The organism is Bacillus sp. BPN334 (assembly GCF_008368885.1).
In the GTDB taxonomy this organism is placed as follows: Bacteria; Bacillota; Bacilli; order Bacillales; family Bacillaceae_G; genus Bacillus_A; species Bacillus_A wiedmannii.
Window position 1 is genome coordinate 373622 of record NZ_QOZW01000013.1, and the last position, 14762, is coordinate 388383.

Consider the following 14762-nt stretch of genomic DNA (forward strand, 5'->3'; position numbering starts at 1 on the left):
AGTAAGGGCGTATCTTATGTATGCTTCTACATTACATAAAAGGGAGAGAATAAATATGACAGTACAAACAGCACAAATTGTAAAAAACTACATTGGCGGCGAATGGGTAGAATCTTCTTCAACGAAGATGGAAGCTGTATATAATCCTGCAACAGGAGAAGTAATCGCTCAAGTACCACTTTCAACAAAAGTAGATGTTGAACTAGCCGTACAAGCAGCAAATGAAGCGTTTAAATCTTGGTCCAAAACAGCTGTGCCAAAACGTGCTCGCATTTTATTTAAATATCAACAATTACTAGTAGATAACTGGGAAGAGTTAGCGAAACTTATTACGATTGAAAATGGAAAAAGTTATAACGAAGCTTACGGTGAAGTTCTTCGTGGTATTGAGTGCGTGGAGTTTGCTGCAGGTGCTCCTACATTAATGATGGGAAAACAGCTTCCTGATATTGCGACAGGTATTGAGTCTGGTATGTATCGTTACCCAATTGGTGTTATAGGCGGGATTACACCTTTTAACTTCCCAATGATGGTTCCATGCTGGATGTTCCCACTTGCGATTGCGTGTGGTAATACATTTGTATTAAAACCATCAGAGCGTACACCACTTCTAGCGGCAAAATTAGCGGAATTAGCTGAAGAAGCAGGCTTACCAAAAGGTGTATTAAATATTGTCAATGGTGCACACGATGTAGTAAATGGTCTTCTTGAACATAAATTAGTGAAGGCAATTTCGTTTGTAGGTTCTCAGCCTGTCGCAGAATATGTATACAAAAAAGGAACAGAAAACTTAAAACGTGTTCAAGCACTAGCGGGTGCAAAAAACCATTCCATTGTATTACATGATGCGAATCTAGAACTAGCAACAAAGCAGATTATTAGTGCTGCATTCGGTTCAGCTGGTGAGCGTTGTATGGCTGCTTCTGTTGTAACAGTAGAAGAAGAAATTGCAGATCAATTAGTTGGAAAACTAGTAGAAGAAGCTAATAAAATTGTGATTGGCAATGGTCTTGATGAAGATGTATTTTTAGGACCAGTTATTCGTGATAACCATAAAGAGCGCACAATTGGTTACATCAATTCAGGTGTAGAACAGGGCGCTACATTAGTTCGTGATGGACGTGAAGATACAGCTGTAAAAGGAGCTGGCTACTTCGTTGGTCCAACAATTTTTGACCATGTTACAAAAGAAATGAAAATCTGGCAAGATGAGATTTTTGCTCCCGTTTTATCCATTGTTCGTGTGAAATCATTGGATGAAGCGATTGAAATTGCGAATGAGTCTCGCTTTGCAAATGGAGCTTGTATTTATACAGATAGCGGGGCAAGTGTACGTCAATTCCGTGAAACGATTGAATCAGGTATGTTAGGTGTGAATGTTGGAGTACCAGCGCCAATGGCATTCTTCCCATTCTCTGGATGGAAAGACTCTTTCTATGGAGATCTTCATGCGAATGGCACTGACGGCGTTGAGTTTTATACAAGAAAGAAAATGCTTACATCTCGTTGGGAAAAGTAATAGTTAAGAGAGAAGTAGACCCTCTCTAGTTGTTCGTAAGCGAAGGTAAAGGAAGTACGAAAACATGAGGAGGAAGTATTAGGAATCTATCAAATTCCTGATACTCCTTTTTCATATGAAGAATGACTGATAGAGATAGAAAGGAGCAAACAATATGAAAACTGTTAGAATGACGACGGCACAAGCATTGGTGAAATTTTTAAATCAGCAGTACGTAGAATTTGATGGAGAGCAACAAAAGTTTATCAAGGGAATCTTTACTATTTTTGGTCATGGAAATGTAGTAGGACTGGGTCAAGCTTTAGAAGAAGACGCAGGAGAATTAGAAGTATATCAAGGGAGAAATGAGCAAGGAATGGCAAATGCTGCGATGGCTTTTGCTAAACAAAAACACAAAAAACAAATTATGGCATGTACTTCTTCTGTTGGTCCTGGATCAGCAAATATGGTTACCTCTGCTGCAACAGCTTCTGCAAATAATATTCCCGTTTTACTACTTCCAGGTGATGTATTTGCGACGAGGCAACCTGATCCTGTTCTTCAACAAATTGAACAAACGCATGACTTATCTATCTCTACAAATGATGCCTTTCGTGCGGTAAGTAAGTATTGGGACCGAGTGAATCGTCCTGAACAATTAATGACAGCTATGATTCAAGCCATGCGTGTTTTAACGAATCCGGCAGATACAGGAGCTGTAACAATTTGCTTACCACAAGATGTCCAAGGAGAAGCGTGGGATTTTCCAAGTTACTTCTTCCAAAAGCGTGTTCACCATATTGAACGTCGTCTACCTACAAAAGCCAGTTTAGTGGATGCGGTTGACATGATTAAGAGAAAGAAAAAGCCAATTATAATTTGCGGTGGTGGTGTTAGGTACGCAGAAGCGGCAGAGGAACTCAAACAGTTCGCTGAAACATTCCATATTCCATTTGGAGAAACACAAGCTGGGAAAAGCGCGATTGAAAGCAGACATCCATACAACCTTGGCGGCATTGGGGTAACTGGGAATTTAGCAGCTAATACAATTGCAAAGGAAGCGGATCTTGTTATTGGGATTGGGACGAGATTTACTGATTTTACAACGGCATCTAAACAATTATTTCAAAATGAGGAAGTTGAGTTTTTAAACATCAACATTTCAGAGTTTCATGCGAATAAGCTTGATGCATTGAAGGTGATAGCAGATGCAAAAGAAGTACTTCTTGCTCTAATAGATGAACTGCAAGCAATTGAGTATCGATCTAGTTACACAGTAGAAATCGCTGATGCAAAAGAGGCTTGGGCAACAGAATTAGCACGTTTACATAATATTCGCTTTACAGGTCAAGATTTTAAACCAGAAGTTGAAGGTCATTTTGATGAGAATTTAAATGAGTATGTGGATGTACTTGGTACACAATTAACACAGACTGCAGTCATTGGAGAAATGAATACATTACTTGATGAAGATGCAATCATCGTTGGTGCGGCAGGAAGTCTTCCGGGTGATTTACAAAGAATGTGGGCATCGCGAAAACCAAATACATACCACATGGAGTATGGATATTCTTGTATGGGCTACGAGGTTGCAGGAGCACTTGGTGCTAAGCTAGCTGAGCCATCGAAGGAAGTATATGCGATGGTAGGGGATGGCAGTTACCAAATGCTTCATTCTGAACTCGTCACAAGCCTTCAAGAAAACAAAAAAATTAACGTATTATTGTTTGATAACTCCGGATTTGGCTGCATCAATAACTTACAAATGGGTAACGGAATGGGGAGCTTTGGAACAGAGTTTCGCTACCGAAAAGAGGAAACTCGTAAGTTAAACGGGGCTATTATGAAAATTGATTTTGCAGCTAGCGCGGCCGGGTACGGTGTGAAAACGTATCGTGTTACATCGGTGGAACAATTACAGGAAGCGCTTAAAGATGCGAAAAAACAAACGGTCTCTACATTGATTGATATTAAAGTATTACCAAAAACAATGACAAATGGATATGAGTCATGGTGGCATGTAGGTGTTGCAGAAGTATCTAATAGTCAAATTGTACAAGCTGCATATGAGAGCAAAGTAAGTAACTTGCAAAAGGCAAGATCGTATTAGATTAGGACACAAAGAGGGCTTTTTATCTACATGCATATTTTTTAGAAAGCCCTCTTTTTAACGGACAGATAAGAGAAGTTGGCGAAATTCTATCACATTTTGCAAAGAGGAGAGACAAGGGGATGTTTAAAGAAAATACAGTTAAGCTTGGAATTGCACCAATTGCTTGGACAAATGATGATATGCCGGAGCTAGGGGCAGAAAATACGTTTGAACAATGTATTAGTGAGATGGCACTAGCTGGATTTAATGGAAGTGAAGTAGGTAATAAATATCCGAGAAATACAGTTGTATTAAAAAAATCTTTGGAATTACGAAACTTGGAGATTGCTAGTGCATGGTTTAGTACGTTTTTAACAACGAAGCCACTTGAAGAGACAGTAGAAGAATTTATTAAGCATAGGGATTTCTTGCATGACATGGGTGCAAAAGTCATCGTTGTTTCAGAACAAGGGCATAGTATTCAAGGGTTAATGGATGTACCTCTATTTAAAAATAAGCCTGTTTTTACAGAAGAAGAGTGGGATAAGCTTGCGGATGGATTACATCACCTCGGTAAATTAGCTCAGGAAAAGGGGCTACATATTGTATACCATCACCATATGGGTACGGGTGTTCAAACAACGGCAGAAATTGAAAAGTTAATGGACATGACTGATCCAGCGCTTGTATCTCTGCTTTTTGATACAGGTCATCTTGTTTTTTCAGGAGAAGAGCCACTTTATATTTTGAAAAAATATTTAATTCGTATTAAACACATACATTTAAAAGATATTCGTCAAGAAGTAGTAGATGCTGTAAAGGAAAGCGAATTAAGTTTCCTACAGGCAGTGAAGAATGGGGCATTTACAGTCCCTGGGGATGGCGTAATTGTATTTGATGAAGTGTTTACTATTCTTGCAAACTCTGATTATCAAGGGTGGTTTGTGGTAGAAGCAGAGCAAGATCCAGCTTTAGCGAATCCTTTTGAATACGCATTAAAAGCCCGAAAATTTATACAAGAAAAAGCAGGTCTATAATTTAGGTATTTTTAGATTATCCCTAAGTAAATGGTATGGTAATCAACATGTCTTCTTACAAAAGGGGTAAAAAGACGTGACGGTTGGTTTTACATGTAATAAATAATATTGAAATAGGGGAGTATGTAATGCCATTAGTTCAAATGAAAGATATTTTAATTAAAGCAAATCATGAGAATTATGGGGTTGGAGCTTTTAGTGTCGCTAATATGGAAATGGTAATGGGAGCTATTAAAGCAGCTGAAGAGTTAAGTTCACCGCTTATTCTACAAATTGCGGAAGTTCGTTTGAATCATTCGCCAATTCATATGATTGGTCCTTTGATGGTAGCTGCAGCGAAAAAAGCAACTGTTCCAGTAGCAGTTCACTTTGATCACGGGATGACATTTGAAAAGATTAAAGAGACGTTAGAGATTGGTTTTAGCTCGGTTATGTTTGATGGCTCTCACTATCCGTTAGAAGAGAATATCCAAAAGACAAAAGAAATTGTAGAACTTGCGAAACAGTATGGAGCGACGGTAGAGGCTGAGATTGGCAGAGTTGGTGGTAGTGAGGACGGATCAGAAGATATTGAAATGTTGCTGACAAGCACTACAGAAGCAAAACGATTTGCAGAAGAAACAGACGTAGATGCGTTAGCTGTTGCAATTGGAAATGCGCATGGTATGTACAATGGAGATCCTGATTTACGATTAGACCGCCTACAAGAGATTAATGAGGTAGTCCATATCCCACTCGTTTTACATGGCGGCTCTGGCATTAGTCCAGAGGATTTCAATCAATGTATTCAACGTGGTATTCGAAAAATTAATGTAGCAACAGCTACATTTCAGAATGTAATTACTACGGTTAACACTGCCATCCTAAATAATCCGTATTCAGATTACTTTACGTACCACCAGGATGTTATTAGGGCTGCATACGAAAACGTTAAAAGTCATATGCAAATATTCGGAAGTGAAAACAGAGCTTAATCAGAAAAGTTTTGTTCAGTAATAGTTAGACGAGACTCGGAATGTAGTTAGCTGACAAAAGTAGAGAATGATTGAATAGCCATTAAATAAAAGGGGGAGAAAGCCATGTTAGGAAAATTAGGTGAATTAAATGAAGGATATAATGTATTAACAGAAATGAACGGTCAATGCGGTGATATGTTAATGGATATAGGCATATATAAGATGTCTAATGGGAAAGAAGAGTTGCTATTTGATAATAAGAATGAAACAGCGGTTCTTTTACTGGAAGGGGCAATACGTTTAGAGTGGGAAGGAATGGAACAAGTTATTCAAAGACAGTCTGTGTTTGAAGAAAACCCTTGGTGCTTACATGTATCTAAAAATGTGAAGGTTACAATTACTGCTCTTTCAGATAGTGAAGTGCTTGTTCAAAAAACAGATAATGATCAAGAATTTGAGTCTAAGTTATATACTCCAAATGAGTGTCAAAGTGTTGTAGCTGGAGACGGATTATGGGAGGGAACGGCGCAGCGTGTTATTCGTACGATTTTTGACTATAACAATGCAGCATATTCTAATATGGTAGTAGGAGAAGTTATTTCTTATCCAGGGCGATGGTCCAGTTATCCACCACATCACCATGATCAACCGGAGGTATATTATTATCGATTTAACAAGCTACAGGGTTTTGGATGTGCAATGGTTGGTGAGGATGCTTATCGCGTTGTACATAATAGCTTTATTACAATTCCGGGTGAGCTAGACCATCCGCAAGCAACGGCGCCTGGATATGCCATGTATTTTTGTTGGATGATTCGACATCTTGAGAATAATCCATGGAATGATCGTATCATGGAGGAAGACCACAAGTGGTTATTAGAACCGAACGCGAAAATTTGGCCAGAAGAGGAATAGATAAAAATAAAGGTTCTGGACAAAAACGATGTACTTACAATTTTTTTGCTCAGAACCAATTTTTTGAATTTAAGAAGGCTCTTATGTGAGATAACATAAGGGTCTGTTTGCATGTTCTACCTTTTATTATGTACAATAAGAATAAGAGATGAAATAGACAGGGAGAGGAAATCCATGTCCACTAAATTAGTAAATTTACGAATTGATTTTGCTTTTAAACAGTTATTTGGGACGAAAGGAAATGAAGAAATTTTAACGGGTTTCTTAAATGCAATTTTAGAGGAGTCTTTAGATGCACCTATTACATCGCTACAACTAGATGATCCGCATCTCCATAAATCTTATGAAGATGATAAATTATCAATTTTAGACCTATTAGCAACTTTAGATAATGGGACGCAGGTAAATATCGAAATTCAGCTTCGAAATACACATGATATGGTGAAGCGATCTTTATATTATTGGAGTAAACTTTATACATCCCAAATGCAAGAAGGGATGCCATATCGTTCACTTCGGAAAACAATTACCATTAACTTATTAGATTTTATTTTATTTTCTCAGGAAGATGAATTTCATACCATCGGACAATTATGGAATACAAAAATGCAACAAATATTAAGTGACGACATTGAAATCCATTTTGTAGAGATACCGAAATTAGTAAAACAATGGCGTGAAGAAAAAGTAAACCCTTGGGAAAATACATTTGTTCGTTGGATGTTATTATTACCAGCACATGAAGATGAACATTTAACTCAAACATTGGAGGAGATTGCGATGAATCAAGATCCAATTTTACAAAAGGCAATTAATAAATGGGAAAATATGAGCCATGATTCTTCTTTCCGAACAGCTTATGAAGCTCGAGAGAAATTACTTCTAGATGAACAAGCCAAGTTAGCACATGCAGAACAAGAGGGCGTGGAAAAAGGTATTGAGCAAGGTAAGATGCAAATGATTCGAGGGATGCATGAAATAGGTGTACCACTTGAAACTATTGCAAAAGCAAGTAAGTTGAGTGTAGAGAAAATAGAACGTATCTTAAAATTAAAGTGAACATTTATTAACCTATAGTACTTATGAATAAAAGAAAGTAGACGCTCTTTGTTATAGTGCGTTTAATAGAAAAGCATTGCTGAACAATTCGGCAGTGCTTTTTCTATATCATTTTTTGTTTTTTATGCAGAACCACCTCAAAAATTACTTTTTGTAGTTGAAGTTTTCTGAATAATAAGTTACATTTTTAAAGTTCAAGCAACTTTATGACAGTACAAAAAGGGGAGAAATATTGTTATTATGCAAAAAATGAAATGGAAGAGCTATTTATGTTATTTTGTTATTCTTATACTTCTTGGAACAGCAGTAACAGTCAAATCATCTATCTCAAAAGCTGAGGAATCTGATATTAATATTACACTGTTAGGTACTGCCGATATTCATGGTAGATTTATGCCCTGGGATTATGCGTTTGATGGTGCAAATACGAGTGGAAGTTTAACGCAGCTTTATACGGTGATAAAGAAGGTGCGTCAGGAAAATCCCAATACCATATTAGTAGATGCTGGGGATACAATTCAAGGAAACTCAGTAGAGTTATTCAATGATCAGCCACAATCGCCAATGATGGTAGCGATGAATGCAATGGGATATGATGCTCTTTTTTATGTATAGAAAATCTTGTCTACGTTTAGTCTATCACCCTACGCACAATTATAGTAACGTGAATAGTCCGAAACAAATCTGTTCCGGACTGGGAGTGCAATATTTTATCCACTTTATTCAACTTTTTTGCATTTATAGTATGAATTTTCTGTTTTTTCAAGTGAGAAAACTGGATTACGTTAATTAATAGATGCTCCACCAGAGACACTCAGTTTTGTTGGTGCTGGCGTATCTCCACCATTAAAAGAAGAGTGTTGTGATACATTTAAACTAATCATGCTACATGCTAATGTACTTACTATTATCGTACTGAATAACAATTTTTTTATTTTTTTCATTACTTTAACGCTCCTTTTCTTAAATGTTTCTTATCAGCATTATTGCTAATATAGAAATACTTACTCGCTTTAACATGATTATTTACCTCGTAAAATTGCAGTGCTAAAATCTCTGCATATTCTTTTACACAATCCCACATTTCCTCTTTTTCAAAATAAGAAATGGCATCAGTAACTACTTTTTCTAGTTTAATTCTAGGCATTTCTGTGATTAGTTCATTTAAAACTGCGAAACGGTGTTTATATTCCTCATTTCCTGATTCATTTGTATATTTCATTCCTTGCTCGATATATGATCTTGCTGTTTCAACGCCTTCTAACTTATAATATGCTCTTGCTAAGACAAATAATGCTTTAAAATGGTTCGGAATGGTATTTATAATTTCAGAACTCTGTCTAATCGCCAATGGATATAAATCTTGAATATTATATAACCAGCCTAAATTGGATCGTACTCGTAATAATAATTGTTCTTCATCATAATTCTTAAAAACATCAATAACCATATTGAGACATTCTTCCGCTCTTTCAAATTCTCTTAGATCTATACAAGCCAATCCATATACATTGTCGCATAAAGCAATATTAATTTTATAGCCTACATGATTCAAATATATTTCTTTGGCTTTTACTGCATGTTGAATCGCTTCAAATGGTTGATAAGATTGATAACAGTATGTTGAAAATCTATACTCAAACTCAGCTTTTTCTATTTCGTCAGGTATATCGTTTAAAAGCCTTTCCGCCTTTTCATAGTGTGTTTTCGCCTCAGTATAATTTGCTATAATTGTAGAGTGGATTGCCTTAAAGAAATAATAATAGTAAGCTAAAAATGAAAATTCATCTTTAATATGAGGTGGTTTTTCTACTTGATTGAAAGAATCTTTTGTAATACTCATTCCATCTACCAAGACTTTATGTCTAAAATTCAGTAGAGAATAATAGAATGATACATATTGGTCTATTTCTATTCCTTTTAAACTTTCTTTTACTTTTAGATATGTTTGTTTTGCTTCTACTACATGATATAAACGAATTTCTTCATACCATTCATGTAATAATTCCATTAATTGTTTATTACTTTTTTCTTGAACAGTCATAATATCCCCCATTTCTCTGTAAAGGCTTATTCTGATAATAACAGGAATTCGATAAATTAAATTTAACCACGATTTTTTTCATTAATATACAGAATATTCTGAATAATTTAGTTATCCATGCTTTTAAATTTGAAAAAGTATAGGTAAGGTAGGAAAAGTTTCGTTAATGGATTTTTTTATTTTTTAATCATTTTCTATTGAATACTTCTTATAAGAGGGAGAGTAGGTTTATACTTCCGCCAAGTAAGTATCATAATGAGTGTGTACAGAAGTATCAAACGAAAATTCTATTTAATCAGATACGATTTGATACTTTCTTAGTTTTGATTAGGGAAATTTAAATACTTTAGAGTAAAGGGTTTAATTGTTATTAAGGGGATAATTTGGAGGTTTATAACACGAAATCTTTATATTTTAGTTTTCAAGTGTTGAAGGGTTTGTAAAAAATACTTTACGAATTGTAAGAAATAAATTACAATTTTCCTGAGAGGTGTTCCTATTGTTACATAATAAAATTGTAGTTTGCCGAGCAGAAAAAGGTTGGACTCAAGAAGAATTGGCAAAAAGGGTTGGTGTTAGTCGACAAACTATCGCTACTCTTGAAAAGAATAAATATAACCCTTCTCTAATTCTTGCCTTTAAAATCGCAAATGCATTTGAAAAGCCAATAACTGACGTGTTCGATTATCGGGAGGAGTGAGTCAAATGTTGTGGTTAAAAATTTTATTTTTAGTTGTAATATTCATCAGTCAGATGTATGTAATACAATTTCAATCCAGTGATGAAGCAAAAGACGAAAGAGGAAAAGAAATTCAATATAAAACAAATAATGTGTTGTACAACATCTTATCTATAGGTATCATTGCCATTTTTATTTTTCAATCAATAGATATAATTTCTTTAGAATTTCTACCTGATTTATTGTTATATTTTGTGCTTTCCTTAAGTGTACTAGGCAGTCTTATTATATTTATCAATAGAAACAGCAGAAATTACTAATATAGTGTATTTGATTATGATGAAGGTAGAAAGATAACGATGTACAAACTGTATTTGAATGGAGATTTATATGGCAGAGGTCGAGTAAGGGTACATTCAGACTTGAAAAGTATGAATGTTGTGTAAAAGGAATGCAAAGTGTTGAAAATATAAAAAACGTATAGTACAGTGAGGGTGTATGCTAGATAATAATGAACAAGAAGTCGGGTGGTTCTGATTCTTGTTGATTGATAGGTCGTAAGGTCATAAAAAGTCTTGGTTTGGTCGCCAAGGCTTTTTTCATGCTGTATTCAGGCATAAAAACCTTCTATATCTCGAATAAATTTCCAAGCTGCAGCACGGGCTTTGTTTTTTCAATTGTAAAAAACATATTTGACTTACATGGTGGGAAGTATGGTGTAATTAATACAGAGAATGGGGTATTGTTCTACTTTGGTTAGAAAAATGGGATATAAAGTAGTAAGATGTGATAGAAGTGATAAAGATCTTATTGAAATGTTAAAGCGGATTTACATTCATATAAAGTATTTAAAAAAAGGTGTAAAGTCAATTCCATGGCTTCGCACCTTTTTATTTAACTTGGACTTTGTTTAAACCCGTTAATTTGTTCATTTTTAAGCGTTTATTGCATTTAAAATTGAAACTTTATTTGTCGTAAATAATACATAATTTTGTTTTACCGTTTTGATTAAAATACGATCCGTTGTTCCATATGCAGTGCCAATACGGATTGCACTAGTATCTTCAACACCCGCATAGGTAGCATCTTCAGTAACCTCAATTACATCATGTAATGGAATCGTAATCTTCGCCAATTGCCATGAAATAATTAACTCTTCTTTTGTTTTTTTAACATGAATACCCAGCATCATACCAAGACCTTTCTATAATAGAATGCTACACTTCTAATCTTATTATACAAATTTTTAGATTATTTTTCCATATGTAGGAATAGAATTGGTTTCTACGTGTTAGCATCTTTAGTGTGTCAAACGAATAGGAGGATATGCTGTCTTTCTGTTAAGTAATATGTTAAGAACAAAAGTTCACCTCGAATTAATATGAATTTGATATGCTTGTAGTATTATGAACGAGAAACATTAAGAGTGGCAGGAAGGAAATGAATAATGAGAATTAAATTAGTAGGGATTTTTACTTGTATGTTTGTGATACTAGGTATCTTTATCTTTTACACCAATCAATCTATTGGTAAAGAACCAAAAAAGACAAACTATGAAACTCGTGAAAACTCCATAAATAAAGAACAAAATAGTACTTCAAATAACATAGCAAGTTCTTTTGCTAGTATACAGGCTGTAGTTAATACGGAATACGGATTGCCAGAAGACTATAAACCGGAGGATTTAGTTGTACCAAATGTACCATTCTCATTCAGTGGAACGCTAGAAAAGAGTTACCTTCGTAAAGAGGCAGCAGAAGCACTAGAAAGGTTATTTGATTTAGCAAAGAAAGAAGGAATCCAGTTGAATGCTGTTTCAGGGTTTCGCTCCTATGATTATCAAAAAAATCTGTATGCAAACAACGTGAAAAGAAAAGAACAAGAGCATACGGATCGCTTCTCGGCAAAGCCAGGACATAGTGAACATCAAACAGGATTAACGATGGATGTTTCTTCTAAAAGTGCAAATAATGAGCTAGAGTTAACCTTTGCGAGTACGAAAGAAGGAAAATGGCTGAAAGAAAATGCGCATCGTGCAGGATTTATCATCCGTTATCCAAAAGGTAAAGAGAGTATTACTGGATATGCTTATGAACCGTGGCATATTCGCTATGTAGGGGATATTGCTGAAAGTATATATAAGAAAAAGCTGACTTTAGAAGAATATATGAATCTGTAAAAATAGAATTGTAAACGATACTACTATTTTAAAGATGAAAGAGGAGCGATTCATATATTTACAGTAATGTGAGTAGTAGAATCCTACGTTAGGCGCCAAATGATAAATAATAGTTCAATATACGATGGGAACCATAGAGAAATGAAAAAGAATATAAATATTTTGTATTCGGTTTTTTACTAAATAACAGGCATCATTCTAATTAGAATGATGCCTGTTATTTTTAGCATAATCTATTGAATTACTTTTTCGATTTTAGGCATTACAGCAATAGGCGGTAAAGATTTGGTCCATGCAGCAGCATAAACATTTAACTGTTCACCTATAGTGTAATTTTCACCATTTGAAACTGGAACCCTTAAAATCTTATTTTGAGAAACTAACTCCCACCAATCATTTTGATAAGCGAGAGCTTCATCTTTTGTAGATGTAGAAGCAACCAATAAATAATTGTTATCTACTGAAATGACATATCCAGTAAAAGGCTCTTGTTCTTGCTTTTGAATAGAATGAATAGGTGTAGTGCTTACAGAAGCCTTATTAGCATCTGCAAATGCCGGTGTTAATCCGAAAGTAAATCCACATCCTAATGTTAAAGCTGCTACAGTTGTTACTAATTTTTGTTTTTTTGTAAACATAATATATAGCCTCCTTATATTTTATCCCTACACTAGCCATTTTCTCTTTCTATACATATAAAACCTTTTAATATTAAGATGTTTAACAGTTCTGTCACGAATAATCCATAAATGTTAAAAATATCTATTAATGGAAGTGGATTTATGTTATAATTCACTAGGTGAACTATTAGTGTTACATTCATCTCCTGATGAATGTATAACCTTCCTTAATTGTAAATATGTTCGATTTTATTGGTGAAGGGGGAAAAAATCCCTCTTCTTTTTTCGTCTTTTGTAAATGTACACCGAAAAAACGAAGTTTGATTGTCAAACTTCGTTTTTGTTAATATAGGACATAGGACATGAATGGTTTCGATTCCTTTCAAGGTGTGTGAAGTATAGAGAAGACTTTGAAATTCTGCAAATTTGGAATAACGCCGTTTGATATGTTTATGCCCCTGTGTAGTGAGATTATTCAAATGCTTGATTGTGCAATGAGTGGTATGCTTTTAAAACATTGCCCTTTCAATATTATTGGACACGTTAAGTAAAGCGGGAACCTTGTCTGTTGTAATCACCGTTGCTTTTTCTCACATTTTTCTAGATTGTAACTAGGGTTAGGAAACTTTGCAAATAAAATCAGTTATCATATTTCATACCTCTTAAATACAATTCATATTTATGTTCAAATAAATTAATTGATTGAAACTTTGTTTTTGCCGATATGTAAATATCGATAGTAATGCCCTTGACTTCCCAACGTTTCCAAGCATTACGTGAACAGATTGCTACTGTCTCACCTAAGTATTTTAAGTGATAAACTGGTCTTCCGTTTATTTTCCTCTCTTGGAACATGATACATATTCCCCCTAATTTGTATTAGGCAACATAAAACGTCACCTGGGTGTTTTTGTCTAAATCCCTAAAAAAGAAGGATTACTTTTATTTATTAAAAAGTTATACACTATGTCGAAAAGTATGATTTATAGCATATCTATAAATCTGGATTTTTTCATTTTTAAAATACAACTTATCACTATTTGAATCTATATTCTTTTTACATACTTATCACACACCTTTTTAAGAGTATTTTAGTTTCTACGTACCAGAACAAATGTAAGTGGCATTATATATTACAGATAGGAAATATATAATTAAATAAAGGCTATTATTTTAACAAGAATCCACAGTCACACACTTAGAGATTGAGACTATTTATATATTTACCAACATTGTGTAACTAGTATAGGAACTTATATATACGAGTGTCAATGAAATGAATCTTACATTTTTGTAAGGTAACTATGTTAATAATATAGTAAGTAATTATTATATAAGACGAATAATTACTCACTTATAATAAATCTAAGAGTTGATAAGAATCTTTTATATTCTATGAAACGAAAGGGTTCCTTGAATTAAATAAAAGAGGAATATGTAGTGTTATTTTTAAATTATTTATTATAAAATCAGGTGCTATTAGTGATTCATAAGATATAAAGTTTATTTTGATTAAACTCGTATGTATGGATGAATATAATAGATATTAAAGTTGGGTATATATTACATTTGTGAAAAGAATGTTACATGTCTTGGATAAGTAATGAAATGCGTTATTTATAAGCTAATCAAATCTATAAAGCTGTTTGTACTGAATTCATTTTTTAAAATAACCAAAATAGA

Annotated in this window: 14 protein-coding genes and 2 pseudogenes; 10 read left to right on the forward strand and 6 right to left on the reverse strand. The window is 34.3% G+C overall.

All coding sequences use genetic code 11. The annotated features are described in order from the left end of the window. The first annotated feature begins 55 nt into the window (after positions 1 to 55). The 7 genes and pseudogenes from DN393_RS22065 to DN393_RS22095 all read left to right on the forward strand — a co-directional run. Entirely contained in the window at positions 56 to 1519 is a 1464-nt protein-coding gene (locus tag DN393_RS22065) for a CoA-acylating methylmalonate-semialdehyde dehydrogenase (RefSeq protein WP_149173938.1), read from the forward strand. A gap of 154 nt (positions 1520 to 1673) precedes the next feature. Then, positions 1674 to 3608, forward strand: a complete 1935-nt coding sequence (gene iolD / locus DN393_RS22070; RefSeq protein ID WP_149173939.1) for a 3D-(3,5/4)-trihydroxycyclohexane-1,2-dione acylhydrolase (decyclizing) — start codon at positions 1674 to 1676, stop codon at positions 3606 to 3608. 122 nt (positions 3609 to 3730) lie between these two features. Next, a complete protein-coding gene (gene iolE, locus DN393_RS22075) occupies positions 3731 to 4627 on the forward strand; it encodes a myo-inosose-2 dehydratase (RefSeq protein ID WP_149173940.1) in 897 nt (298 codons plus the stop codon). Between the two features lie 128 nt (positions 4628 to 4755). Further along, positions 4756 to 5601 carry a class II fructose-bisphosphate aldolase gene (locus DN393_RS22080; RefSeq protein ID WP_064475220.1) on the forward strand — a complete coding sequence of 282 codons (846 nt, stop codon included), beginning with the start codon at positions 4756 to 4758 and terminating at the stop codon, positions 5599 to 5601. A gap of 105 nt (positions 5602 to 5706) precedes the next feature. Beyond that, positions 5707 to 6498: a 5-deoxy-glucuronate isomerase gene (locus tag DN393_RS22085; RefSeq protein ID WP_149173941.1), complete on the forward strand. Its 792-nt coding sequence runs from the start codon at positions 5707 to 5709 to the stop codon at positions 6496 to 6498. A gap of 174 nt (positions 6499 to 6672) precedes the next feature. Next, entirely contained in the window at positions 6673 to 7557 is an 885-nt protein-coding gene (locus tag DN393_RS22090) for an Rpn family recombination-promoting nuclease/putative transposase (RefSeq protein ID WP_149173942.1), read from the forward strand. A gap of 240 nt (positions 7558 to 7797) precedes the next feature. Further along, positions 7798 to 8157, forward strand: a pseudogene (locus DN393_RS22095) (hypothetical protein); the annotation flags it as partial. Positions 8158 to 8342: 185 nt separating this feature from the next. Here the strand turns inward: DN393_RS22095 and DN393_RS22100 are convergent. Then, a complete protein-coding gene (locus tag DN393_RS22100) occupies positions 8343 to 8501 on the reverse strand; it encodes a Phr family secreted Rap phosphatase inhibitor (protein ID WP_016089993.1) in 159 nt (52 codons plus the stop codon). Continuing rightward, a complete protein-coding gene (locus DN393_RS22105) occupies positions 8501 to 9601 on the reverse strand; it encodes a response regulator aspartate phosphatase (RefSeq protein ID WP_149173943.1) in 1101 nt (366 codons plus the stop codon). Before DN393_RS22105 ends, DN393_RS22100 begins: the two co-directional genes overlap by 1 nt. Before the next feature lie 499 nt (positions 9602 to 10100). On the opposite strand from DN393_RS22105, the gene DN393_RS22110 reads away from it, so the two are divergent. After that, complete coding sequence (locus DN393_RS22110) at positions 10101 to 10301, forward strand: helix-turn-helix transcriptional regulator (protein WP_064475224.1); 201 nt, start codon at positions 10101 to 10103, stop codon at positions 10299 to 10301. Between the two features lie 5 nt (positions 10302 to 10306). Further along, complete coding sequence (locus tag DN393_RS22115; protein ID WP_064475225.1) at positions 10307 to 10600, forward strand: hypothetical protein; 294 nt, start codon at positions 10307 to 10309, stop codon at positions 10598 to 10600. A 614-nt stretch (positions 10601 to 11214) separates the two neighbouring features. On the opposite strand, the gene DN393_RS22120 is transcribed toward DN393_RS22115, so the two are convergent. Further along, positions 11215 to 11469, reverse strand: a complete 255-nt coding sequence (locus DN393_RS22120; protein WP_149173962.1) for a SunI/YnzG family protein — start codon at positions 11467 to 11469, stop codon at positions 11215 to 11217. Between the two features lie 258 nt (positions 11470 to 11727). On the opposite strand from DN393_RS22120, the gene DN393_RS22125 reads away from it, so the two are divergent. After that, positions 11728 to 12459, forward strand: coding sequence for a M15 family metallopeptidase (locus tag DN393_RS22125; RefSeq protein ID WP_149173944.1), 732 nt, complete (start codon positions 11728 to 11730; stop codon positions 12457 to 12459). Positions 12460 to 12692: 233 nt separating this feature from the next. Here the strand turns inward: DN393_RS22125 and DN393_RS22130 are convergent, their stop codons facing one another. The 3 genes and pseudogenes from DN393_RS22130 to DN393_RS22135 form a co-directional block, all read right to left on the reverse strand. Continuing rightward, positions 12693 to 13097: a DUF3221 domain-containing protein gene (locus tag DN393_RS22130; RefSeq protein ID WP_064475227.1), complete on the reverse strand. Its 405-nt coding sequence runs from the start codon at positions 13095 to 13097 to the stop codon at positions 12693 to 12695. Between the two features lie 231 nt (positions 13098 to 13328). Then, positions 13329 to 13660: pseudogene (locus DN393_RS32620) on the reverse strand (DDE-type integrase/transposase/recombinase); the annotation flags it as partial. Between the two features lie 58 nt (positions 13661 to 13718). After that, the gene (locus DN393_RS22135) at positions 13719 to 13934 is read right to left on the reverse strand and encodes a hypothetical protein (protein ID WP_064475228.1); all 216 of its coding nucleotides are present in this window, start codon (positions 13932 to 13934) and stop codon (positions 13719 to 13721) included. Between the last annotated feature and the right edge of the window lie 828 nt (positions 13935 to 14762).

Coding starts and splice junctions, on each gene's coding strand:
- DN393_RS22065 (WP_149173938.1), top strand. CDS start 56: ATGACAGTACAAACAGCACAAATTGTAAAAAACTACATTGGCGGCGAA.
- iolD (WP_149173939.1), top strand. CDS start 1,674: ATGAAAACTGTTAGAATGACGACGGCACAAGCATTGGTGAAATTTTTA.
- iolE (WP_149173940.1), top strand. CDS start 3,731: ATGTTTAAAGAAAATACAGTTAAGCTTGGAATTGCACCAATTGCTTGG.
- DN393_RS22080 (WP_064475220.1), top strand. CDS start 4,756: ATGCCATTAGTTCAAATGAAAGATATTTTAATTAAAGCAAATCATGAG.
- DN393_RS22085 (WP_149173941.1), top strand. CDS start 5,707: ATGTTAGGAAAATTAGGTGAATTAAATGAAGGATATAATGTATTAACA.
- DN393_RS22090 (WP_149173942.1), top strand. CDS start 6,673: ATGTCCACTAAATTAGTAAATTTACGAATTGATTTTGCTTTTAAACAG.
- DN393_RS22100 (WP_016089993.1), bottom strand. CDS start 8,501: ATGAAAAAAATAAAAAAATTGTTATTCAGTACGATAATAGTAAGTACA.
- DN393_RS22105 (WP_149173943.1), bottom strand. CDS start 9,601: ATGACTGTTCAAGAAAAAAGTAATAAACAATTAATGGAATTATTACAT.
- DN393_RS22115 (WP_064475225.1), top strand. CDS start 10,307: ATGTTGTGGTTAAAAATTTTATTTTTAGTTGTAATATTCATCAGTCAG.
- DN393_RS22120 (WP_149173962.1), bottom strand. CDS start 11,469: ATGCTGGGTATTCATGTTAAAAAAACAAAAGAAGAGTTAATTATTTCA.
- DN393_RS22125 (WP_149173944.1), top strand. CDS start 11,728: ATGAGAATTAAATTAGTAGGGATTTTTACTTGTATGTTTGTGATACTA.
- DN393_RS22130 (WP_064475227.1), bottom strand. CDS start 13,097: ATGTTTACAAAAAAACAAAAATTAGTAACAACTGTAGCAGCTTTAACA.
- DN393_RS22135 (WP_064475228.1), bottom strand. CDS start 13,934: ATGTTCCAAGAGAGGAAAATAAACGGAAGACCAGTTTATCACTTAAAA.